Here is a 21,693-nt window from a genome sequence, read left to right as displayed (position 1 = left end):
CGGCAGAGCCGCGCTCATCGAGCGCGGCTCTTGTGCTTCTCGGTCTCCGGGCTTCACCGAATCCGGGTATGCGCGAGCCGCCGCAGCGTTCCTAGTGTCGAACCCATGAAGCTCCCCACCGCGGCGGCCGTCGTGCTCGGCGCGACGGGCCTGGCCCTCGTCCCGGCGACACCGCCCGCATCGGCCGCGGTGCCGACGGTGGTGGCGAGCCTGGTGCAGAACATCTCGACGGCGGCCTGGACCACGCCGCTGCCCGACCCGGCGGGCATCACCTACCTGCCGGGGCGCGACCACTTCCTGATCTCCGACTCCGAGGTCGACGAGACGCCGGTGTTCCAGAACGCGAACGTGCTGGAGACGACCCGGACCGGGACGATCGTGGACCGCGGCGTCACGACGGCGTACAGCAAGGAGGCGGCGGGGATCGCCAGCAACCCGGCCAACGGGCACGTGTACGTCTCGGACGACGACCAGTTCCGGGTGCACGAGATCACCGCGGGTGCGGACGCGCGGTACGGCACGGCCGACGACGGACACACCTCGATCAGCACGGCGGCGTTCGGGAGCACCGACCCGGAGGACGTGACCTACTTCCCGCCGACCGGCGAGCTGTTCGTTCTCGACGGCGCCGACAACGACGTGCACCGGGTCTCGCCGGGGCCGAACGGGGTCTTCGACGGCGTCGCGCCCACGGGGGACGACACGGCCACCGAGTTCGACATCCAGCGGTACGGCGCCGAGGACCCCGAGGGCATCGGCTACCACCCGGGTCGCGGCACGCTCGTGGTCGTCGACAGCACCTCGGACCGGATCTACGAGCTCAACCGCGACCTGGTCCTGGTCTCCCAGATCGACATCGGGGTGACCAACCAGCGGTTCGCGGCCGGGGTCGCGGTGGCCCCGGCGAGCAACGACCCGAGCCGCTACGACTACTACGTCGTCGACCGCGGAGTCGACAACGACGCCAACCCCAACGAGAACGACGGCCGGCTCTACGAGCTGCGCGCCGACCTGCCGTCGATCGGCAACCTGGCTCCGGTGGTCGACGTCAGCAGGGACGCACCCGTCGAGGTCGGTACGCCGATCGACGTCAGCGCCACCGTCCGCGACGACGGCGTGCCGGCACCGGCGAGCCTGCAGTGGAGCGCCGTGTCCGGGCCCGGCCCGGTGAGCCTCTCGGCGCCCACGCAGCCGCAGACGAGCGCCACCTTCACGACGCCGGGCAGCTACGTCCTGCGCGCCACGGCTTCCGACGGCCAGCTCACCGCGTCCGACGACGTCACCATCACCGTCGTCGCCCGCGGCGCCCCACGCCCGCTCGACACCCCGGTCGCCAAGGCCTTCGACGACGTCGAGCAGCGACCCACCGGGTACGCCGACTGGCTCGGCGCGACCCTGAACGTCCCCAACGCCGGCACCACCACCCAGACCGTCGGGATCCGCTTCGCCGACCTCGCCGTGCCGGTCGGCGCGAGCATCACCGAGGCGTGGATCCAGTTCGCCGCGAGCGGCTCGACCAGCACCGCCACGTCGATCCAGGTGCGCGGCATCGCGGCCGACGACACCCCGACCTTCACCACCTCGTCCACCACGGTCTCCTCCAAGCCGCGGACCGCCGCGCAGGTCGCCTGGAGCCCGCCGGCCTGGACCTCGGGCCAGCGCGGTGCCGCCCAGCGGACCACTGACCTGAGGAGCATCGTGCAGGAGGTCGTCGGCCGGCCCGGGTGGCGGCAGGGCAACGCGCTCGCCTTCGTGATGACCGGCACCGGCGAGCGCCGCGCGTCCTCCCACGACGGCGCGACGCCGCCCGTGCTGCACCTCGCCTACACCGTGCCGCAGCAGCAGGACTCGCCGCCGACCGCGTCGTTCACGTCCAGCTGCAGCGCGCTCAGCTGCACCTTCGACGGGTCCGGCTCCTTCGACGACCAGGGCCCGCTGGCCTCGCTGCAGTGGTCGTTCGGCGACGGCGGCACCGCCACCGGCGCGCTCGCCAACCGCACCTACGCCGCCCCGGGGACCTACGACGTCGCGCTCGTCGTGACCGACTCCGCCGGCCAGACCGCCACCGTGACCCACCAGGTCAGCGTCGCGGACAGCACGCCGATCGGGTTCCGGGCCCTCGCCCGGGCCAACGTGAACAGCACGGCGCCGTCGGTGACGGTGCCGGCCGCCGTACGCGACGGGGACGCGCTGCTGCTCTTCGCGACGCTCAACGTCACCACCCTCAACGTGACCACACCCGCCGGGTGGACCCAGCTGGCCGACTTCGTCACCGGCTCGCAACGGACCCTGCTGTGGCGGCGGGTCGCGAGCGCCGCCGACGCGGGGACGCCGGTGAGCGTGCAGCTGAGCGGCTACGCGAAGGTCGCCCTCCAGGTCGCGGCCTACTCCGGCGCCTCCCGCACGACGCCGGTCGCCCTCGTCGCCACCCGCGGCGACCCCGCGAACACCCTGAGCCACCCCACCCCCGCCGTCGCGGTGAGCGGCGCCGGACGCTGGGTGGTGTCGTACTGGGCCGACAAGTCGTCGGCGACGACCGACTGGCAGCCGCCCGCGGGCGTGGCGGTCCGCGACGAGACGATCGGCACCGGCGGCGGGCACATCGACGCGCTCCTGGCCGACGGCGGGGGAGCGGCGCCCGAGGGGACCGCGCCCGCCCTGACCGCATCGACCGACGCGTCCAGCCGGGCCGCGATGATCACGGTGGTGCTGCAGCCGGGGTGAGCCGGCACGTCCCGGGACGGTCCCGACCTGCCGCATTCGCCGGACAGGACGCGGCTGCCGACCTACGCTCCAGCGCCATGAAGAGCCGTCGTCTCGCCGCTGTCCTCGCCACCGCCGCTCTGCTGGCGCCCGCCTCGCTCGCCCTCGCCGGCCCGGCGGACGCGGCCGGCCCGAAGACCTACCGGAACTGCACGGCGCTCAACAAGGCCTACCCACACGGCGTCGGCAAGCCCGGCGCGGTCGACAAGACGTCGGGGACGAGGGTCACCAACTTCACCCGCAACGCCAAGCTCTATAACGCCAACGCCAAGAGCGACCGTGACAAGGACGGGATCGCCTGCGAGAAGGCCTGAGGTCCCGGCAGGACTCAGGCGTCCGCGGCGGCTTCCTTCTCGGTCGTGTCGCCGGCGGTGCTCAGCCGGCCGCCGGTGTCCTCGAGGTGCGCGCGGACGAACCAGTGGAACAGCTCCAGCTGCTCGGTCTGCGCGATGAACATGTCCTGGGTGACCAGGTCGAGGTCGTCGAGCTCCTTGATGCCGTCGCGGTAGGTCGTGATGACGCCCTGGTAGACGAGGTCGAGCGCCGCGAGGTGCTGCTGGGTGGTGCCGCGGCCGATGTCGTAGTCGTCCCACGCCCGCCGCCCGACCAGGCCGCCCGGCGTGCCCTGGGGCGAGCCGCCGAGCGTCGCGATCCGCTCGGCGAGCGCGTCCGCGAAGCCGCGAACCGTGTCGACCTGGGGGTCGAGCATCTCGTGGACCGCGATGAAGTGCGGCCCGACGACGTTCCAGTGCACGTGCTTGAGCGTCAGGTGCAGGTCGGTGCAGGCGTCGAGCCGACTCTGGAGGAGCTCGACGACCCGCACGGCCGCCTTCTCGTCGAGTCCGGGCGTGGTGAAATGCAGGGTCGCAGTGGTTGCCATGGTCCTGCGGTACGCGATCGGCGCGGGTTCACACGGTCCGAGGGCGGGGTCGCCGAACTGCCGCGCGGCACCCCCGCTCGGCTCGGTACGATCGTGACCCGGCGCGCCGACCGGTCGCGCCGCCATCCACGTTCCACCGAGGGAGCCCTTCCGTGCCCGACATCAAGGTCGCCGTACTCAACCCTGACGCACGCCAGGAGGAGACGGTCACGGAGGGCACGAAGGCCTGGGAGCTGTTCCGCGAGGACGCCGACGTCATCGCCGCGCGTGTCAACGGCCAGCTCAAGGACCTCTCCTACGCCCTGGGCGACGGCGACGAGGTGGAGGGCGTGCTCATCGGCAGCCCCGACGGTCTCGACATCCTGCGGCACTCCACCGCCCACGTGCTGGCCCAGGCCGTGCAGCAGGTGTTCCCCGAGGCCAAGCTCGGCATCGGCCCGCCGATCCAGGACGGCTTCTACTACGACTTCGACGTCGAGACCCCGTTCGTGCCCGAGGACCTGGTCAAGCTCGAGACCGCGATGCGCAAGATCGTCAAGGAGAACCAGCGCTTCGACCGGCGGGTCACCACCGACGAGGACGCGCTGGTCGAGCTCGCCGATGAGCCCTACAAGGTCGAGCTCATCGGTCTCAAGGGCAACGCGGGCGAAGCCGCGGAGGGAGCCAGCGCCGAGGTCGGCGCCGGCGAGCTGACGATCTACGACAACATCAACCGCAACGGCGAGGTCGCCTGGAAGGACCTCTGCCGGGGCCCGCACCTGCCGACCACCAAGCGGATCCCCGCGTTCAAGCTGATGCGCAGCGCGGCGGCCTACTGGCGCGGCGACGAGAAGAACAAGCAGCTCCAGCGCATCTACGGCACCGCCTGGCCGAGCAAGGAGGAGCTCGACGCCCACCTGCACCGCCTCGAGGAGGCCGAGCGCCGCGACCACCGCAAGCTCGGCCGCGAGCTCGACCTGTTCAGCTTCCCCGACGAGATCGGCTCCGGACTGCCGGTCTTCCACCCCAAGGGCGGCGTGATCAAGCGCGCGATGGAGGACTACGTCCGCGAGCGCCACATCGCTGAGGGCTTCGAGTACGTCGGCACCCCGCACATCGCCAAGGAGGGGCTCTTCTACACCTCCGGGCACCTGCCCTACTACGGCGAGGGGATGTACCCCGCGCTCGACGTCGACGGCATGGAGTACCGCCTCAAGGCGATGAACTGCCCGATGCACAACCTCATCTACCGCTCGCGGCAGCGCTCCTACCGCGAGCTGCCGTTGCGCCTGTTCGAGTTCGGCCACGTCTACCGGCACGAGAAGTCCGGCGTGATCCACGGCCTGACCCGCGTGCGCGGCTTCGCCCAGGACGACTCGCACTCCTACGTCACCCCGGAGCAGGCCCCGGCCGAGGTCGAGCACCTGCTGAACTTCATGCTCAGCCTGCTGCGCGACTTCGGGATCGAGGACTTCTACCTGGAGCTCTCGACCCGCGACGAGTCCAAGGACAAGTTCATCGGCTCCGACGAGGACTGGGCGAAGGCGACCCAGGTGCTCGAGGACGTCGCCCGCGCCACCGGGCTCGAGCTCGTGCCCGACCCGGGCGGAGCGGCGTACTACGGCCCGAAGATCTCGGTCCAGGCCAAGGACGCGATCGGCCGGACCTGGCAGATGGGCACCGTCCAGTACGACTTCAACCAGCCCTCGCCCGACCGCTTCAACCTGGAGTACGTCGCCGCGGACGGCACCCGCCAGCAGCCGGTGATGATCCACTCGGCGAAGTTCGGCTCGATCGAGCGCTTCATGGGCGTCCTCGTCGAGCACTACGCCGGTGCGTTCCCTCCCTGGCTGGCTCCCGTCCAGGTGCAGGGCATCCCGATCGCCGAGCGGCACGTCGACTACCTGCACGAGGTGGCCGCCGAGCTTCGGAAGCACGGGATCCGGGTCGAGATCGACGAGTCGGACGACCGGATGCAGAAGAAGATCCGCAACGCCCAGCTGCAGAAGGTGCCGTTCATGGTCATCGCCGGTGACCAGGACCTCGAGGCGGGCGCGGTCAGCTTCCGCTACCGCGACGGGCGCCAGGACAACGGCGTCCCGATCGCCGAGGCCGTCGCCCGCGTCGTGGCGGCGGTCGAGTCCCGCGAGCAGGTCTGAGCCATGGGCGGCGCCGGTCGGCGAGTCGCGCTGACGTGCGCCGCCACGGCGCTCGCCGCCGTACTCGTCGGGTGCGGCGGGTCCACGCCCTCGGGCGCCCCGCCGCTCCCGCCGGTCAGTACGCCGACCGCCACCGACACGGCCGTCGACGGCGCGCCCGGCGGTGACGCCGGCGATCCCGGCGCCGACGCCAGCGACCTGGCGAAGCTGGCCGAGGAGGCCGCGCGCAACGCCGGTCAGCAGCCGACCAGCGACATCGCCCCGCGCGACGGAGAGGTGCTCGGCGGTGACGTGAGCTGGCCGCAGTGCCCGCCCGGCACCGGCATCCCGGAGAAGCAGGGCAAGGGATTGCCGATGCCGCTGCCCGAGGCGGAGTACGTCGTCCTCGGGCTCACCAACGGCCCCGGGTTCACGCCGAACCCGTGCCTGGCCGACCAGGTCGCATGGGCGAAGGACAACGACGTCCTCGTGTCGGTGTACGCCGTGTCGAGCTACCCGAGCGCGGCCACGCTGAAGAAGTACGGTGCCGACGGCCCGTTCGAGGCGACCGACCGGCTCGGGAGGCTGCGCAACGTCGGCTACCAGCAGGCCAGGTTCAACATCGGCACCATGGGCCAGGTCGGCGTGGTCAGCCCGATCGTGTGGATCGACGTCGAGCCGGTGCCGAACTTCGACTGGAGCACCGACGTGCAGGCCAACGCGGCGGTGATCGAGGGCGTGGCCCGCGGCTACACCGACGCCGGCTTCGCGATCGGCGTCTACTCCACACCTCACCTCTACCAGCGCGTCGTCGGCGACCTGAGCCTCGGCGGCGTCCCGGAGTGGCGGGCCGCGGGCCAGACCTCGCGCGAGGAGGCGCTCCACCGCTGCGGACCCGACTGGTCCATCCAGGGTGGCATCGCCGTCATGGGACAGTGGGTGGAGCAGGAGCGCGACCTGAACCTCACCTGTCCGGGGATCGCGGCCGACCTCGGTCGCTGGTTCCACCGGTTCTCGTGACCGGGGTCGTGCCCATGGGGCGACGTGAGAGGGTTTCCTCATGACCAGCGAGGGTGTGGACACCGAGCCGCTCGACGGGCGCCGGCGTCGCTGGCAGGAGCACAACCAGGTGCGCCGCCAGGTGATCATCGACGCGGCGATCGCCGTGCTCGAGCGCCAGGCGCCGGGCGAGGAGGTCCAGGTCCAGGCGGTCGCCGACGAGGCCGGCATGAGCCGGACCGTCATCTACCGCCACTTCGAGGACCGCTCCGACCTCGACCGGGCCGTGCAGCGCGCGGTCTGCGAGCAGGTCGGCGTGGAGCTGCTGCCCGCACTGTCGTACGACGGCACCCCGGACCAGATCATCCACCGCATCGTCGGCAGCTTCATCCGCTGGGCGGAGGCCCACCCCACCCTCTACTGGTTCGCCGAGCGCGACCTCGCCGGCTGGGGCCCGAGCCCACTGAGCCAGGCCGTCGAGCAGGTCGCCGAGGGCATCGAGGGGATCATGGCCATCGTCGTCGCGGCGATGGGTGTCGAGCTCTCCGACGACGACCGTGCCGCCCTGGACCCGTGGGTGTTCGGCATGATCGGCGCCGTGTTCGCCGCGGTCCGCCGCTGGCTGGAGCGCCCCGTGCGCGAGCCCGGCATCGACGCGTGCATCAGCATCCTGTCCGAGTCGATCTGGCTGCAGATCAACGGCATGGCACTCTCGCGCGGCCTCAACCTCCCCGACCTGCCGGTCGCCCAGCTGCTCCAGACCCTCGGCCCCACCGACGACGCCAGCTCCGAGGGCGGCGCATGAGCCCCACTACCGGGCCCGACGGGCTCGACCGGCTGTGGACGCCGCACCGGATGGCCTATGTCCGCGGCGAGGCCGACGACCCGGAGGAGCCGGCGCACGCCGACCCGCGTCCGGCCTGCCCGTTCTGCCGGATCACCGACGACCCGGCGACCTCCACCGACGACGAGCTCGTGGTGGTGCGGGGGCGCACGGCCTACGTCGTGCTCAACCTGTACCCCTACAACCCCGGCCACCTGATGGTGCTGCCCTACCGCCACGTCGCCGACTACCTGGACCTCGACGACGCGGAGACCGACGAGGTGACCGCGCTGACCAAGGCGGCGCTGCGCACCATCCGCGCGGTGTCCCAGCCGCACGCGTTCAACGTCGGGCTCAACCTCGGCGGCGCCGCGGGCGGATCGCTCTCGGGCCACCTGCACCAGCACGTCGTACCGCGCTGGTCGGGAGACGCGAACTTCATGACCGTGATCGGCGGCACCAAGACCCTGCCGCAGCTGCTGGGGGAGACCCGCGATCTGCTCGCGGACGCCTGGCAGTAGTAGCCCTCGATCGCCCGCAGGGTGGCGTGGCGAGCTTCGGCAGACGGCGTGACGGCAAGGCGCAGGCGCAAGGGCGGTCTGGGTGCACCATCGAGCATCTGCAACGCAGCCAGCGCGCCCTATGTCGGTGCTCGGTAGTCAGCCTGTGGGGGATCGAGGGTATGTTCTCGACCCGTGTTGGAGCGCTTCAAGGAGTTCTGGGCCGGGACCGTGCTGCACCCGGTGGTGCGGCTGTTCATCCGGCTGGGCATCAGCCCCGACGCGGTGACCCTCGTCGGCACCCTCGGCGTCAGCGCGGGTGCCCTGATCTTCTTCCCCCAGGGCGAGCTGCTGATCGGTGTCCTGTTCATCACGGCGTTCGTGTTCAGCGACCTCATCGACGGCCGGATGGCCCGCGAGACCGGCCGGGTCTCGAAGTTCGGTGCCTTCTGGGACTCCACCCTCGACCGGATCGGCGACGGCGCGATCTTCGGCGGCCTCGCCCTCTACTTCGCCGGCACCGGGGAGGACCAGGGCGACAGCTACCTCTACCTGTGCGTGACCCTGTGGTGCCTGGTGATGGGCTCGGTCACCTCCTACGCCCGGGCCCGCGCCGAGTCCCTCGGGATGGACGCCAAGGGCGGCATCGCAGAGCGGGCCGACCGGCTGGTCTCGATCCTCGTGATGACCGGTCTCGCGGGCATGTTCGACCTCCCGATCCTGATGTACGTCACCCTCTGGGCACTGGCCCTGGCGAGCACCTACACGGTCGTCTTCCGGGTGCTGAAGGTACGCCGGCAGGCGCTCGCGTCCGAGGGCCAGCCCCCCGCGTAGCGCACCGGCTCGCCGCCGTACGATTGGTCACATGAGCGAGCAGCAGGAGCACGGCACCACCCGGGTCAAGCGTGGCATGGCCGAGATGCTCAAGGGTGGCGTCATCATGGACGTCGTCACCCCCGAGCAGGCGAAGATCGCCGAGGACGCCGGCGCGGTCGCCGTGATGGCGCTGGAGCGGGTCCCCGCCGACATCCGCGCCCAGGGTGGCGTGTCGCGGATGAGCGATCCCGACATGATCGACGGCATCATCGAGGCCGTCTCGATCCCGGTGATGGCGAAGGCCCGGATCGGTCACTTCGCCGAGGCCCAGGTCCTGCAGTCGCTCGGTGTCGACTACATCGACGAGTCCGAGGTCCTCACCCCGGCCGACTACGCCAACCACATCGACAAGTGGGCCTTCACGGTTCCCTTCGTGTGCGGCGCGACCAACCTGGGTGAGGCGCTGCGCCGGATCACCGAGGGCGCGGCCATGATCCGCTCCAAGGGCGAGGCCGGCACCGGCGACGTGTCCAACGCGGTCACTCACATGCGCACCATCCGCGCCGAGATCCGCCGACTCGGCTCGCTGGCCGACGACGAGCTGTACGTCGCCGCGAAGGAGCTCCAGGCTCCCTACGACCTGGTGGTCGAGGTCGCGCGCACCGGCAAGCTGCCGGTCGTGCTGTTCACCGCGGGTGGCATCGCCACTCCGGCCGACGCGGCGATGATGATGCAGCTGGGCGCCGAGGGCGTGTTCGTCGGCTCCGGCATCTTCAAGTCGGGCAACCCGGCCCAGCGGGCCGAGGCGATCGTGAAGGCCACGACCTTCCACGACGACCCCGACGTGGTCGCGAAGGTCTCGCGCGGCCTGGGCGAGGCCATGGTCGGCATCAACGTCGACGAGCCGGCCCGCTCGATCCAGTTCGCCGAGCGCGGCTGGTGACCTCCGGGACTTCGTCCTGACTTCTCGGGCCTGATTGCTCAGGTCCGGCGCGCCGCTGACGATGGGTCGGTCGGCTCGCGCTCGACGAGCGTGGGCCGCACCGGCCCGGTCCGACCACGCCCCGGGTCGTCCGACCCGAGGGAGCGACCATGAAGAACGTCACGAAGGGCGCGCTGGCGGCGGGGACCGCCGCCGTGCTGCTGATGGGGGGCGCGGGCACACTGGCCTTCTGGACCGCCGAGGACGACGTCAACGGCGGCGCCATCGCCGCCGGTGAGCTGAAGCTGACCGCGGTCGGCTGCGATGCCGGCTGGGTCTACGCGCCCGGCAACGCCGGCGCGGGTGGCGCCGTGACCACGATCGTGCCCGGCGACGCGATCTCCAAGAGCTGCACGTTCACCGTGCTCGCGAAGGGCGACCACCTGTCGGCGACGCCGACGACGCCCACGACGCTCACCTACCAGCAGACCGCGGGCGACGTGAACCCGGCGCCGACGCTGAGCCTCACCGTCGGGGCGGCGTACACGATCAACAGCGCGCCGGTCACCACGATCACGCCGGCCGACAACGGGCAGACGCTGACCGCGGCGATCACCGTCACGTTCCCGTACGGCGACGCGACCACGGTCAACCTCAACGACACCCAGAACCTCGTCGCGACGCTCGACGACCTCACGGTCACGCTGACGCAGGACGACCCGAACGCCTGACCGGCGACACGGTGATGGCGCGGCAACCCCGGGGGAGGGGGCCGGCCGGCTTCGGCTGGTGCGGCCAGGTCGTCGCGTGGCTGGTCGTCCTCGGCGCAGTCTTCGTGCTGGGCATCGCGGTGCTGGTGCCGCGGCTGGCCGGTGCGACGCCGTACACCGTCACGACCGGGTCGATGCGCCCCGGCCTGCCTCCCGGCACCCTCGTCGTGGTGCGGCCGGTCGCGTTCGACGAGGTCCGGGTCGGCGACGTCGTCACCTACCAGCTCACCTCGGGCAGGGCGGCCGTCGTGACCCACCGGGTCGTGGCGACCGAGGTCACGCTCGCCGGCGAGACCCGGCTGGTCACCCGCGGCGATGCCAACAGCGTGGCCGACCCCGAGCCGGTCCGGGCGGTCCAGGTCCGCGGCCGGGTCTGGTACGACGTCCCGCTCCTCGGCCGCGTCAACGACCTGCTGACCGGCCGGCAACGGCAGGGGGTCGTCTACCTCGTCGCCGGCGGCCTCGCGGCCTACGCCGCCGCGATGTTCACCCGTGCCCTGCGCGGCCGGGTCCGGCCGAAGCTGGAGGTCGCTCCGTGAGCCGGAGGATCGGCGTCGTCGTCGCGCTCCTCCTCGTCGTGGCGAGCGCGGCGCCGGCCGCCGCGGACGAGGTCCGGCTCAGCCTCGACGGCCAGACATGGAGCGACGAGCTGCGCAGCCCGCTGTACGACGCCGGCGCGCGCTGGGTGCCCGGCGAGACCCGGGTGCGCTCGTTCTGGGTGCGCGACGCCGGGCCGAGCGACAGCGTGCTGCGGATCGGGGTCGACACCCACGACGAGGACGGCCTGCTGGCCGACGGACAGGTCGTGCTCGCCGTGCGGCTCGCCGGCGGCGCCTGGCAGGGCGTCCCGGACGGCGCCGACGCGATGCCGCTGGTCGAGGGCGAGCTCGTGCGGCGTGGGTCGGCGAAGGTCGACGTGCGGGTCGGGTTCGGCTGGCAGGCGCCCGACCCGACGATGAACCGGCGGACCTCCTTCGACCTCGTGGTGCGGCTCAGCGATGCCGACGTCGTCGCGGGGGAGAACAGCCCGGGCGGCGAGGTGCTGCCCGGCACCGGCAGCGGCGTCACGCCGTGGCTGTTGCTGCTCGGTGCGGCGCTGGTCGGCAGCGGTCTCGGCCTGGTCGGCCGCCGGCGGCAGGAGGCCGGCGGTGGCTAGGGGCCTGCTGAACAAGACGGGCGACCGCGAGCGACGCCGGGTGCGTGCGGTCGCCAGAGCGGTGAGGGCAGGCGTGGCGGGTCACTTCAACCGAGCCGAACGCAGCGAACGCTCCACCGGGCGTCGCATAGCCGTGCGGATTGTTCAGCACGCTCCTAGCCACCGCGCGTCGGCCTGGCGGTCCTGGTTCGGTCGGGGCCGCACCCGGGCGCTGCTCTCGCTCGGCACGCTCCTGGCGCTGGGCGCCGTCGGCACCGCCGCGGCCTGGACCGACACCGCGCAGGTCGACGCCGGGGCCATCGCGTCGGGGTCGATGGACCTGCAGGTCGCGCAGACCACGGCCGGACCGTGGAGCGCGGTCGGCACCGACGCGGCGTACGCCGCCACGCACGTCACGATCAGCAACCTGACCCCGTCCGAGGCCTACGCGTTCCCGCTCGCGGTGCGCAACGTCGGCGCCGCCGACTTCACCTACACCGCGACCGTGCGCCAGGGCGCCAGCCCGGCCTGGTCCTTCGTCGGCGACCCGATCACGGTCCAGCTCTTCGCCGGCACTGCCAACACGACCGACGCGACGTACCCGGTCCAGCAGGCCTGCGGCGGTACGGCGCTCGCGCCGGCCGCCACGGTGGTCGTCGGCGCGACCACCGTCGTCACCACTCCGCGCCGGGTCAACAAGGGCGCCAGCGACAGCCAGCTGTGCCTGCTGGTCACCATGGTCACAAGTGCGGACAACGCCAACCAGGGCAAGCAGGGCCAGCTTCGCCTCGACCTCACCGCGACCCAGGTGACGTCGTGACCCGGGTCCGCGACGTCCTGCTCACCGTCGGCGCGGTGCTCGGCGCGCTGTGCCTCGTGCTCACCCTCGCCGGCCTCGCCTTCGGGGTGAAGGCGCTGGTGTTCCGCTCAGGCTCGATGGGGCCCGAGATCCCGGCGGGCTCCGTCGGGATCACCCGGCCGGCCGCGGCCGGCGACCTCAAGGTCGGCGACGTCGTCAGCGTCATCTCCGCCGACCGCACCCGGATCACCCACCGCATCGTGGCGATCGACGGCAGCGGCGCCACCCGCCGCCTGACCCTGCAGGGCGACGCCAACCCGGTCCCCGACGCCGAGACCTACCCGGTACGACGAGCCGACCGGCTCGTGCTCGCCGTCCCCGTGGCCGGGTATGTCCTCGCGTGGCTCGGCAGCCCCCTCGGCCTGTTCCTCCTCGGCGCCATGGTGACCGGGCTGCTGGCCGTGATCCTGCGCCCGCGCCGCCCCGGCGGACGGAGACGCGCCGGCGTCCTCGCGGCGGCGCCGCTCGCGGCAGCGGTCGTCGCGGCTACCAGCACCGGCACCGCCGCCAGCTTCACCGACACCGCGGCCGCCACCAGCGGCGGGGTCGTCGCGCACACCGTCACCTCCCAGGCCGCGCCCGCCTGCCAGGACCTCGACGGCCTGCTGGTCCTCGGCAACATCGCCCGCGTGACGTGGAGCCAGGTCAGCGACCGCTACGAGTACGCCTGGGAGCTGCGCACCACCGGCGGGACCGTCGTCGCCAGCGGCACCGTCGGCGCCGGCACGGCGACCGGCGGCACCGTCACGATCGACGTCACCACCGGCCTGATCGGCGTCAACGCCAACTACAGCCTCGTGATCCGGGCCCGGCTCACCGGCACCACCACGTGGGTCGCGGCGAGCACCACCACCACCCAGGTGCGGCGGGTGAGCATCCTCATCATCGGCGCCGCCATGCGCTGCGGCTGGGCCTGAGGCGGGCGCCGGCCGGCCGGACTCTACGATTCCCTCGTGCAGATCGGAGTCTTCGCCCTCCAGGGCGACGTGCGCGAGCACCTCGCCACGCTGGCCGGCCTCGGTGCCGACGCCTTCCCCGTCCGGCGCCCGACCGAGCTCGAGCGCTGCGACGGCCTGGTCCTCCCGGGAGGCGAGTCGACCACCATGGCCAAGCTGGCCCGGACCTTCGAGCTGCTCGAGCCGCTGCGGGCCCGGGTCCGCGAGGGGATGCCGACCTTCGGCACCTGTGCCGGGATGATCCTGCTGGCCGACCGGATCGAGGGGGGCACCTCCGACCAGGAGACCATCGGCGGCCTCGACGTGACCGTGCGCCGCAACGCGTTCGGTCGCCAGGTCGACTCGTTCGAGGCCGACCTGCCCTTCACGGGACTGGCCGACCCCGTGCACGCCGTCTTCATCCGCGCGCCGTGGGTCGAGCGCACCGGTCCCGAGGTCGAGGTGCTCGCCGAGGCGCAGGGCCACCCGGTCGCCGTACGGCAGGGGCACCTGATGGCGACGTCCTTCCACCCGGAGGTCGACGGGGACGGCCGGGTGCACCGGTACTTCCTCGACCTCGTCGGGCAGCTCGTCGGGTAGCTCGTCGGGTAGTTCAGCCGGCGTTCCCGGTGTGGTCGCCGGGACGACGTCGCGGCGCGCGATCGTCGGCGGGTGCGCCAGCAGTGGATGGACGGGATGCGCGGCCTCGCGATCGTGGCGGTCGTGCTGTTCCACGCCGAGCTCGTCGGCGGGCCACTGATCTGGCTGTCGGAGGTCAACCAGGAGCTGGCGCACTACCGGATGCCGCTGCTGATGGGGCTCTCCGGCCTGCTGCTGGCCCGCTCGCTGGCGAAGGGGCCACGGCGCCACCTCAGCGGCAAGGCACGCGCCGTGCTGTGGCCGTACGTCGTGTGGGCGAGCCTGGACCTCACCCAGGTGTGCCTCCACCTGCTCGCGACCGGCGAGCCGCTGCCGCCCGACCTGCCCCGGCTGGCGCTCTACAACCCGTCGGGCTACCTGTGGTTCCTCGCCTTCCTGTTCTGCTACCACGTGCTCGCAACGCCGCTGCCCGCGTGGGCACGCAGCATCGCCGCGCCCACGCTGCTGCTCCTCGGCGCCACGATCGGGTCCAGCGACCTCCACCGGTTCGTCACGCTCGCCGGATGGTTCCTCGTCGGCGACCTGCTCGGGCGCGTCGTCGGCCCGCGGGTCCCGGGCGCCGTGACGGACCTCGTCGGCCGCTTCCGGTGGGGGTTCCTGGCGACGATCGGGCGTCAGTCGGTCGTCTACTACGCCTGCCACCTGATCGTGATGGTGTACGCCGTCCGGCTGGTCCACCGCCTCGGCGTGACCGAGCCGCGGCTGGTCGTGCCGGTGGCGGTCGTCGTACCGCTGGCGGTGGGGGCCCTGCTGGTCCGCCTGCGGCGTCACCGCTGGGCCGACGCGCTGTTCGTGTGGCCCCGGGTAGACTCCACGGCCGTCACCGAGCGCATCGGTGCGTCGGTGCCCGAGGAGGTGCCTGCGCTTGCCCAGAGACAACGCTGAGAGACAGAGGGACTGATGTCTGGCCACTCCAAGTGGGCGACCACGAAGCACAAGAAGGCCGCGATCGACGCCAAGCGCGGCAAGCTCTTCGCGAAGCTGATCAAGAACATCGAGATCGCCGCGAAGATGGGTGGCCCCGACCCCTCCGGGAACCCGACGCTCTTCGACGCCATCCAGAAGGCCAAGAAGCAGTCGGTGCCCAACAAGAACATCGACTCCGCCGTCAAGCGCGGCGGCGGTCTCGAGGGCGGCGGCGTCGACTACGAGACGATCATGTACGAGGTCTACGGACCCCAGGGCGTCGCGCTCCTCGTCGAGTGCCTCACCGACAACCGCAACCGCGCCGCGATGGAGGTCCGCACCGCGGTCACCCGCAACGGCGGCACCATGGCCGACCCGGGCTCGGTCTCGCGGCTGTTCACCCGCAAGGGCGTGGTCGTGGTCGCCAAGAGCCAGGAGGCCAAGGAGGTCTCCGAGGACGACCTGCTCGAGGCCACCCTCGACGCGGGTGCCGAGGAGGTCGCCGACCTCGGCGACAGCTTCGAGGTCCAGTCCGAGGCCACCGACGTCGTCGCGGTCCGCACGGCGCTGCAGGACGCCGGCATCGACTACGACTCCGCCGAGGTCCAGTTCGTCGCGACCATGGACATCCCGGTCGCCGACCCGGCCGCCGCCGGCAAGGTGTTCAAGCTCGTCGACGCGGTCGACGACCTCGATGACGTGCAGAACGTCTTCACCAACGCCGACATCCCCGACGAGGTCCTCGACCAGATCGAGGACTGACCCGGCGTGTCCCGCCGCCACGGCGGGACCGGGTCGCCTACCTTGGGTCCGAACACATGTTCGGGCGAAAGGTGACGACGTGCGCGTGCTCGGGATCGACCCGGGGCTGACCCGCTGCGGCCTCGGCGTGGTCGAGGGCTCGATCGGCCGTCCGCTGACGCTGGTCGACGTGAGCGTCGTGCGGACGTCAGCACAGCTGGCCGTGCCCGAGCGGTTGGTGACCATCGAGCGGGGGATCGACGCCCGGCTCGACGAGTACCAGCCCGACGCGGTCGCGATCGAGCGGATCTTCGCCCGGTCCGACGTCAGCACGATCATGGGCACCGCTCAGGCCGCCGGCATCGCGATGGTCTGCGCGGCCCGGCGCGGGTTGCCCGTCGCGCTGCACACGCCGAGCGAGGTGAAGGCCGCGGTGTCCGGCAACGGCCGCGCCGACAAGGCCCAGGTCGGCTCGATGGTGGCCCGGATCCTGCGCCTCGACGCGGCCCCGAAGCCGGCCGACGCGGCCGACGCGCTCGCCCTGGCGATCACCCACATCTGGCGCGGCGGCTCGCAGGCGCGCATCGACGCGGCCCTCGCGGCCGCGGGCAGGAGGACCCGTTGATCGCGTTCGTCCGCGGCCAGGTAGCCGCGCTCTCCCTCACCAGCGCCGTCGTCGAGGTCGGGGGAGTCGGCCTCGAGCTGATGTGCACGCCCGGCACCCTCGCCCAGCTGCGCACCGGGTCCACGGCAACGCTGCCCACCAGCATGATCGTGCGCGAGGACTCCCTCACCCTCTACGGCTTCGCCGACGAGGAGGAGAAGACGATCTTCGAGCTCGTCCAGACCGCCTCCGGGGTCGGGCCGAAGCTCGCCCAGGCCATCGTCGCGGTGCTCTCGCCCGACGGGGTGCGTAACGCCATCGCCTCCGACGACGTGCGCACCCTCACCAAGGTGCCCGGCATCGGGCAGAAGGGCGCGCAGCGGATCATCCTCGAGCTCAAGGACCGCATCGGCGTCGCTCCCGGCACCTCCGGCGCCGGCCCAGTCGCCGACGCGGCCTGGCGCGACCAGGTCCACCAGGGCCTGGTCGGGCTCGGCTACAACGCCAAGGACGCCGACAAGGCGGTCGACGCGGTCGCGGGCGAGGCCGGCGCGGCTCCCGACGTACGCGCGCTGCTGCGGGCCGCCCTGCGCTCGCTCTCGAAGGCCTGAGAAGGTAGGACATGCCCTTCCACGAGGACGAGCTCGAGGCGGCGGAGGACCTCCACCTCCGCTCGCTGACCGCCGCCGAGGCCGAGGGCGACGAGCGCGCGGTCGAGGCAGCGCTGCGTCCGCGCAGCCTCGACGAGGTGGTCGGCCAGTCCCGGGTCCGCGACCAGCTCGGCCTGGTCCTCGAGGCGGCACGGCAGCGGGGGAGGGCGCCCGACCACGTGCTGCTCTCCGGCCCGCCCGGGCTCGGCAAGACCACGCTGGCGATGATCATCTCCCACGAGATGAACGCGCCGCTGCGCATCACCAGCGGCCCCGCGATCACCCACGCCGGCGACCTCGCGGCGATCCTGTCGGGCCTGGGCGAGGGCGAGGTGCTCTTCGTCGACGAGATCCACCGGATGTCGCGCCCGGCCGAGGAGATGCTCTACCTCGCCATGGAGGACTTCCGGGTCGACGTCGTGATCGGCAAGGGGCCCGGTGCCACCGCGATCCCGCTCGAGCTGCCGCCGTTCACCCTGGTCGGCGCCACCACCCGGGCCGGCCTGCTGCCCGGCCCGCTGCGCGACCGGTTCGGCTTCACCGCCCACCTCGAGTTCTACGAGCCCGACGAGCTCGACCGGATCGTGCGCCGCTCCGCCGACCTGCTCGGCGTCGACCTGGCCCACGACGGCTCTTCCGAGATCGCCGGCCGCTCCCGCGGCACGCCGCGCATCGCCAACCGGCTGCTGCGCCGGGTGCGCGACTACGCCCAGGTCCGGGCCAACGGTGTCGTCACCCGACCCGTCGCGCAGGCCGCCCTCGACCTCTACGAGGTCGACGAGCTCGGCCTCGACCGGCTCGACCGCGCCGTGCTCGACGCCCTGTGCCGGCGCTTCGGCGGGGGACCGGTCGGTGTCTCCACGCTGGCCGTCGCGGTCGGCGAGGAGCGGGAGACCGTCGAGGAGGTCGCCGAGCCCTTCCTGGTCCGCAACGGCTTCCTCGCCCGCACCCCGCGCGGCCGGATCGCCACCCCGGCCGCCTGGATCCACCTCGGGCTCACCCCGCCCGTGCTGCCGTACGACGAGGCCGGGCCGACCCTCTTCGAGGACTGACCGGCATCGATCAGGTTTTCCCACGGGTCCGTGGCTACACTGACCGGCGGTCCCGGGGACGGCTTCGTCCTGCGGTGTCCGTCCGTGCCCTTTGGAGAGGTTTGTCTGTGAAAGACGCTGCGTCCCTGCTGCCGATCGTGGCGATCGCGGCCATCTTCTGGCTGCTGATCATCCGCCCCGCCTCGCGCCAGCGCAAGGAGGCCGCCTCCCTGCAGGCGTCCCTCGCCGTCGGCGACGACGTGATGCTGACGTCCGGCATCTTCGGCACCATCACGGGAGAGGCCGACGACCACCTCGAGGTCGAGCTCGCGCCCGGAGTGGTGATCCGGGTGGTGCGGGGCGCGGTCGCGTCCGTGCGTCGCGACGCCGAGGAGGCACCCGAGGAGACCGCCTCCCACGACCTGACCGACCGTCCCGACGACGAAGAGGAGCGCTGAGCATGGCGTCCCGCCGTCCGCGCCCTGGGCGCCACCTGATCGTCTTCTTCCTCGCCCTGGCCGTGCTCTACGGCCTCACCGCGCTCTCGCAGGCCGGCGTGAAGGACCCCGAAACCCCCTGGCGGCCCGCGCTGGGCCTCGACCTGCAGGGCGGCACCCGGATCACGCTGACCGCGCTCAAGGCGCCCTCGAAGGAGAACCTCGACGAGGCCCGCCGGATCATCGACCAGCGCGTCAACGGCTCCGGTGTCGCCGAGGCCGCGGTCACCACCCAGGGCGGCCGCAACATCGTGGTCGAGGTCCCGGGCAAGACCAAGAACCGCAACCAGCTCGAGGAGACCGTCAAGCGCCAGGCGCAGCTGCGCTTCCGCCTCGTCGCCTGCTCCGACGCCCGCCCGGCCGGGTGCGACACGTCCGGTGCCAGCACCGGCGGCATGGGCCTGGGCCGCGCTCCGCTCTCGCTCGCTGAGGACGACCCGACCGACACCCCGTCGGACGCCCCTTCCGACGCTGCCTCCGACGGCGCCACCGACACCGCGTCGGGCACGGCGACAGACGCCCCGGCCACCGACGCCCCGTCCGGTACGCCGACCGACGGCGCGACCGGCACCCCGACCGCCGAGGACCCGGGCGGCGACGGCAAGGCGTGGACCGTGAAGGACGACATCGCCTGGTCCCGCAGCCCCGACCAGGCCGCGATCGCGCTGTTCAACAGCTACACCTGCGACGCCAAGGGCGTCGTCGTCGACGCCGACGGTAAGCCCGCCGACCAGGTCGACGACCCGGACAAGCCGCTCGTGGCGTGCACGGAGCCCGAGAAGGACAAGAACGGTGACGAGACCACCCCGGCGATCAAGTTCCTGCTGAGCCGCTCCGTCGTCGAGGGCACCGAGCTCGACAACGCGAGCGCCCAGACCCCGCAGAACGGCGTCGGCTGGGTCGTCGCCATCGAGATGGGCAACAGCAAGGACCGCGCGCACCCGAAGGGCTCCGCGGGCGCCGCCTCGGACTTCGAGGCCGTCACCCGTGCGTTCGCCGGCACCGACGAGCAGTTCGCCGTGGTCCTCGACGGCCAGGTGCTGACCTACCCGGTCCTCAACAGCGTCATCACCGACGGTCGCTCGCAGATTGAGGGTGACTTCACCGAGCAGGAGGCGCTCGACCTCGCCAACAGCCTCAAGTTCGGTGCGCTGCCGATCAAGTTCAACGACAAGCAGACCTCCGTCGAGGAGATCGGCCCGTCGCTGGCGGGCAACCAGCTCTCCGCGGGCCTGACCGCGGGCGCCATCGGCCTCATCCTGGTGATGCTCTACTGCCTCTTCTACTACCGCGGCCTCGGCCTGGTGGTCGTCAGCTCGCTGTTCGTGGCCGCGGCGATCACCTACGCCCTGGTGCTCCTGCTGAGCAAGACCGCCGGCTTCACGCTGACCCTGCCCGGCATCGCCGGACTGGTCATCGCGGTCGGCATCACCGCCGACTCGTTCGTCATCTTCTTCGAACGCATCCGTGACGAGATGCGCGAGGGCAAGTCGATGCGGGTCGCGGTCGAGACCGGATGGGCCCGGGCGCGAGTCACCCGGGTCGCGGCCAACACGGTCCAGATCCTCTCGGCGCTGGTGCTCTACATCTTCGCCACCGGTGCGGTGAAGGGCTTCGGCTTCGCGCTGGGCCTGACCACCCTCATCGACCTCGCGGTGCTGTTCTGGTTCACCAAGCCGATGGTGTCCTGGCTCGCGCAGTTCAAGGCGTTCAACTCCGGGCACAAGCTGTCCGGCCTCAGCAAGGAGACGCTGGGCATGGACATCACGCCCTCCCGCCCCCGTCGTTCCGCCGTCGCCGGAGGTGACGCCTGATGGGCAAGATGTCCCGGCTCGGCAACGAGCTCTACCAGGGCCGCAAGTCGATCAACTTCATCGGCAAGCCGTGGCTCTTCTACCTCATCTCCGGTGTGCTGGTCGGGCTCGCGGTGCTGGTGCTGTTCGTCAAGCCGCTCAACATGGGCGTCGAGTTCACCGGTGGCACGACGGTCTCGGTGCCGGTGGGCGCCGGCGAGGCCACCCAGTCGGCCGCCGACGACCTGCGGACCAAGGTCGCCGACTCCGGCATCCAGAACGCCGAGAACCCCACGGTCACCACCGAGGGTGACTCCGCCCTGGTGATCCAGGTCGAGAACCTCAGCGAGAAGCAGCGCGGCGAGATCGCCGCGCTGGTCCACGACGAGTTCCCGAACGTCGCAGAGAACGACCTGTCCGTCCAGGACATCGGTCCGAGCTGGGGGCAGGAGGTCGCCAAGCGCGCGGCCATCGGCGTCGGCATCTTCCTGCTGCTCGTCGTGCTGTTCATCTGGGGCTACTTCCGCGAGTGGCGGATGTCGGTCGCCGCGCTGGTCGCGCTGATCCACGACGTCATGCTGACCGTCGGCGTCTACGCGCTGTCCGGCTTCCAGGTGACGCCTGCCGCGGTCACGGGTGTGCTGGCGATCCTCGGCTTCTCGCTCTACGACACCGTCGTCGTGTTCGACAAGATCAAGGAGAACACCACCGTTCTCCGCAAGAACACCCAGTCGTACGCCGACGCGGCCAACCTCGCGGTCAACCAGACCCTGGTGCGCTCGATCAACACCTCGATCGTCGCGCTCATCCCGATCGGCGCGATCCTCTACGTCTCCGCCGTCCAGCTCGGTGCCAGCTCGCTGCAGGACCTCGCGCTCGCACAGTTCGTCGGCATGGGCGTCGGCGTCTACTCCTCGGTGATGCTCGCCCCGCGCGTGCTGGTCCACCTGAAGATGCAGGAGAGCGAGATGCAGGTCCAGGCGCGGCGCGCCAAGGCCAAGCAGCGCGCGCTCGCCGACCGCTACGCCTCGGTCCCCGCCGCCACCGACGACACGCCCGTCGCCGGCCGTCGCGGCGGCGACCCCGACGAGATCCCGGACGAGCTGCTCGAGGAGGAGTTCGAGATCGAGGTCGACGAGGAGCCGGCTCCCCGTCGTACGGCACCCAACACGGAGGCCGTCGGCAAGGGCCGCGTGGTCCCGACCAACAGCCGTCCGGTCAACGAGAGCGGGAGCTCGGGTCGCAAGCAGCCGGTGCGCCAGACGCGGTCCAAGCGCGGCAAGAAGTAGCGC

General features: G+C 71.9%; 23 protein-coding genes. 22 read left to right on the top strand and 1 reads right to left on the bottom strand.

Going from position 1 to position 21,693, the window contains the following annotated elements; all coding sequences use genetic code 11:
- Positions 1-105: 105 nt before the first annotated feature.
- Both FBY23_RS16260 and FBY23_RS16255 read left to right on the top strand, forming a co-directional pair.
- Entirely contained in the window at positions 106-2,724 is a 2,619-nt protein-coding gene (locus FBY23_RS16260) for a PKD domain-containing protein (RefSeq protein WP_141799097.1), read from the top strand.
- Between the two features lie 77 nt (positions 2,725-2,801).
- Positions 2,802-3,077, top strand: coding sequence for an excalibur calcium-binding domain-containing protein (locus tag FBY23_RS16255; RefSeq protein WP_141799096.1), 276 nt, complete (start codon positions 2,802-2,804; stop codon positions 3,075-3,077).
- A gap of 14 nt (positions 3,078-3,091) precedes the next feature.
- On the opposite strand, the gene FBY23_RS16250 is transcribed toward FBY23_RS16255, so the two are convergent.
- Positions 3,092-3,643 (bottom strand): Dps family protein, encoded by a 552-nt coding sequence (locus tag FBY23_RS16250; RefSeq protein WP_141799095.1) that lies wholly within the window; start codon positions 3,641-3,643, stop codon positions 3,092-3,094.
- Between the two features lie 152 nt (positions 3,644-3,795).
- Between FBY23_RS16250 and thrS the strand changes: the two genes are divergently transcribed.
- The 20 genes from thrS (at position 3,796) to secF (ending at position 21,690) form a co-directional block, all read left to right on the top strand.
- Positions 3,796-5,781 (top strand): threonine--tRNA ligase, encoded by a 1,986-nt coding sequence (thrS, locus tag FBY23_RS16245; RefSeq protein ID WP_141799094.1) that lies wholly within the window; start codon positions 3,796-3,798, stop codon positions 5,779-5,781.
- A gap of 3 nt (positions 5,782-5,784) precedes the next feature.
- Positions 5,785-6,780, top strand: coding sequence for a hypothetical protein (locus tag FBY23_RS16240; RefSeq protein ID WP_141799093.1), 996 nt, complete (start codon positions 5,785-5,787; stop codon positions 6,778-6,780).
- A gap of 40 nt (positions 6,781-6,820) precedes the next feature.
- Positions 6,821-7,564, top strand: a complete 744-nt coding sequence (locus FBY23_RS16235) for a TetR/AcrR family transcriptional regulator (protein WP_141799092.1) — start codon at positions 6,821-6,823, stop codon at positions 7,562-7,564.
- On the top strand, positions 7,561-8,103 hold the full coding sequence (locus FBY23_RS16230) for an HIT domain-containing protein (RefSeq protein WP_141799091.1): 543 nt from the start codon (positions 7,561-7,563) through the stop codon (positions 8,101-8,103). Before FBY23_RS16235 ends, FBY23_RS16230 begins: the two co-directional genes overlap by 4 nt.
- A 174-nt stretch (positions 8,104-8,277) precedes the next feature.
- Entirely contained in the window at positions 8,278-8,916 is a 639-nt protein-coding gene (pgsA, locus tag FBY23_RS16225) for a phosphatidylinositol phosphate synthase (protein ID WP_141799090.1), read from the top strand.
- Between the two features lie 31 nt (positions 8,917-8,947).
- Positions 8,948-9,841 (top strand): pyridoxal 5'-phosphate synthase lyase subunit PdxS, encoded by an 894-nt coding sequence (pdxS, locus tag FBY23_RS16220; RefSeq protein ID WP_141799089.1) that lies wholly within the window; start codon positions 8,948-8,950, stop codon positions 9,839-9,841.
- A gap of 149 nt (positions 9,842-9,990) precedes the next feature.
- A complete protein-coding gene (locus FBY23_RS16215) occupies positions 9,991-10,551 on the top strand; it encodes an alternate-type signal peptide domain-containing protein (protein WP_141799088.1) in 561 nt (186 codons plus the stop codon).
- 14 nt (positions 10,552-10,565) lie between these two features.
- Positions 10,566-11,129, top strand: a complete 564-nt coding sequence (locus FBY23_RS16210; protein ID WP_141799087.1) for a signal peptidase I — start codon at positions 10,566-10,568, stop codon at positions 11,127-11,129.
- Positions 11,126-11,746 (top strand): LPXTG cell wall anchor domain-containing protein, encoded by a 621-nt coding sequence (locus FBY23_RS16205; RefSeq protein ID WP_141799086.1) that lies wholly within the window; start codon positions 11,126-11,128, stop codon positions 11,744-11,746. The genes FBY23_RS16210 and FBY23_RS16205 overlap by 4 nt, the downstream gene beginning before the upstream one ends.
- 133 nt (positions 11,747-11,879) lie before the next feature.
- Entirely contained in the window at positions 11,880-12,545 is a 666-nt protein-coding gene (locus FBY23_RS16200; protein ID WP_160158268.1) for a SipW-dependent-type signal peptide-containing protein, read from the top strand.
- Complete coding sequence (locus tag FBY23_RS16195) at positions 12,542-13,501, top strand: signal peptidase I (protein WP_141799084.1); 960 nt, start codon at positions 12,542-12,544, stop codon at positions 13,499-13,501. Before FBY23_RS16200 ends, FBY23_RS16195 begins: the two co-directional genes overlap by 4 nt.
- A 36-nt stretch (positions 13,502-13,537) precedes the next feature.
- Positions 13,538-14,119 (top strand): pyridoxal 5'-phosphate synthase glutaminase subunit PdxT, encoded by a 582-nt coding sequence (gene pdxT / locus FBY23_RS16190; RefSeq protein WP_222117847.1) that lies wholly within the window; start codon positions 13,538-13,540, stop codon positions 14,117-14,119.
- Between the two features lie 72 nt (positions 14,120-14,191).
- Complete coding sequence (locus tag FBY23_RS16185; RefSeq protein ID WP_141799083.1) at positions 14,192-15,064, top strand: acyltransferase family protein; 873 nt, start codon at positions 14,192-14,194, stop codon at positions 15,062-15,064.
- Positions 15,065-15,079: 15 nt separating this feature from the next.
- Entirely contained in the window at positions 15,080-15,847 is a 768-nt protein-coding gene (locus FBY23_RS16180; RefSeq protein WP_141799082.1) for a YebC/PmpR family DNA-binding transcriptional regulator, read from the top strand.
- A 79-nt stretch (positions 15,848-15,926) separates the two neighbouring features.
- The gene (gene ruvC, locus FBY23_RS16175) at positions 15,927-16,451 is read left to right on the top strand and encodes a crossover junction endodeoxyribonuclease RuvC (RefSeq protein WP_141799081.1); all 525 of its coding nucleotides are present in this window, start codon (positions 15,927-15,929) and stop codon (positions 16,449-16,451) included.
- Positions 16,448-17,041 (top strand): Holliday junction branch migration protein RuvA, encoded by a 594-nt coding sequence (ruvA, locus tag FBY23_RS16170; RefSeq protein WP_141799080.1) that lies wholly within the window; start codon positions 16,448-16,450, stop codon positions 17,039-17,041. Before ruvC ends, ruvA begins: the two co-directional genes overlap by 4 nt.
- An 11-nt stretch (positions 17,042-17,052) precedes the next feature.
- Positions 17,053-18,132 carry a Holliday junction branch migration DNA helicase RuvB gene (gene ruvB / locus FBY23_RS16165; RefSeq protein ID WP_141799079.1) on the top strand — a complete coding sequence of 360 codons (1,080 nt, stop codon included), beginning with the start codon at positions 17,053-17,055 and terminating at the stop codon, positions 18,130-18,132.
- A 107-nt stretch (positions 18,133-18,239) separates the two neighbouring features.
- A complete protein-coding gene (yajC, locus tag FBY23_RS26005; protein WP_160158267.1) occupies positions 18,240-18,569 on the top strand; it encodes a preprotein translocase subunit YajC in 330 nt (109 codons plus the stop codon).
- Positions 18,570-18,571: 2 nt separating this feature from the next.
- On the top strand, positions 18,572-20,422 hold the full coding sequence (gene secD, locus FBY23_RS16155) for a protein translocase subunit SecD (RefSeq protein WP_141799077.1): 1,851 nt from the start codon (positions 18,572-18,574) through the stop codon (positions 20,420-20,422).
- Complete coding sequence (secF, locus tag FBY23_RS16150) at positions 20,422-21,690, top strand: protein translocase subunit SecF (RefSeq protein ID WP_141799076.1); 1,269 nt, start codon at positions 20,422-20,424, stop codon at positions 21,688-21,690. The genes secD and secF overlap by 1 nt, the downstream gene beginning before the upstream one ends.
- The last annotated feature ends 3 nt before the right edge of the window (positions 21,691-21,693 follow it).

Origin of the sequence: Nocardioides sp. SLBN-35, assembly GCF_006715725.1 — a bacterium.
In the GTDB taxonomy this organism is placed as follows: Bacteria; Actinomycetota; Actinomycetes; order Propionibacteriales; family Nocardioidaceae; genus Nocardioides.
The sequence above is the reverse complement of the archived record's forward strand: the minus strand, read 5'-3'. Positions and strand labels throughout refer to the sequence as shown.

Bases quoted from the DNA above. Each gene is read 5' to 3' on its own strand.
- FBY23_RS16230 (WP_141799091.1), top strand. From the start codon at position 7,561: ATGAGCCCCACTACCGGGCCCGACGGGCTCGACCGGCTGTGGACGCCG.
- FBY23_RS16215 (WP_141799088.1), top strand. From the start codon at position 9,991: ATGAAGAACGTCACGAAGGGCGCGCTGGCGGCGGGGACCGCCGCCGTG.
- FBY23_RS16235 (WP_141799092.1), top strand. From the start codon at position 6,821: ATGACCAGCGAGGGTGTGGACACCGAGCCGCTCGACGGGCGCCGGCGT.
- FBY23_RS16260 (WP_141799097.1), top strand. From the start codon at position 106: ATGAAGCTCCCCACCGCGGCGGCCGTCGTGCTCGGCGCGACGGGCCTG.
- FBY23_RS16210 (WP_141799087.1), top strand. From the start codon at position 10,566: ATGGCGCGGCAACCCCGGGGGAGGGGGCCGGCCGGCTTCGGCTGGTGC.
- pdxS (WP_141799089.1), top strand. From the start codon at position 8,948: ATGAGCGAGCAGCAGGAGCACGGCACCACCCGGGTCAAGCGTGGCATG.
- FBY23_RS16255 (WP_141799096.1), top strand. From the start codon at position 2,802: ATGAAGAGCCGTCGTCTCGCCGCTGTCCTCGCCACCGCCGCTCTGCTG.
- FBY23_RS16240 (WP_141799093.1), top strand. From the start codon at position 5,785: ATGGGCGGCGCCGGTCGGCGAGTCGCGCTGACGTGCGCCGCCACGGCG.
- ruvB (WP_141799079.1), top strand. From the start codon at position 17,053: ATGCCCTTCCACGAGGACGAGCTCGAGGCGGCGGAGGACCTCCACCTC.
- secD (WP_141799077.1), top strand. From the start codon at position 18,572: ATGGCGTCCCGCCGTCCGCGCCCTGGGCGCCACCTGATCGTCTTCTTC.
- secF (WP_141799076.1), top strand. From the start codon at position 20,422: ATGGGCAAGATGTCCCGGCTCGGCAACGAGCTCTACCAGGGCCGCAAG.
- FBY23_RS16250 (WP_141799095.1), bottom strand. From the start codon at position 3,643: ATGGCAACCACTGCGACCCTGCATTTCACCACGCCCGGACTCGACGAG.
- FBY23_RS16180 (WP_141799082.1), top strand. From the start codon at position 15,080: ATGTCTGGCCACTCCAAGTGGGCGACCACGAAGCACAAGAAGGCCGCG.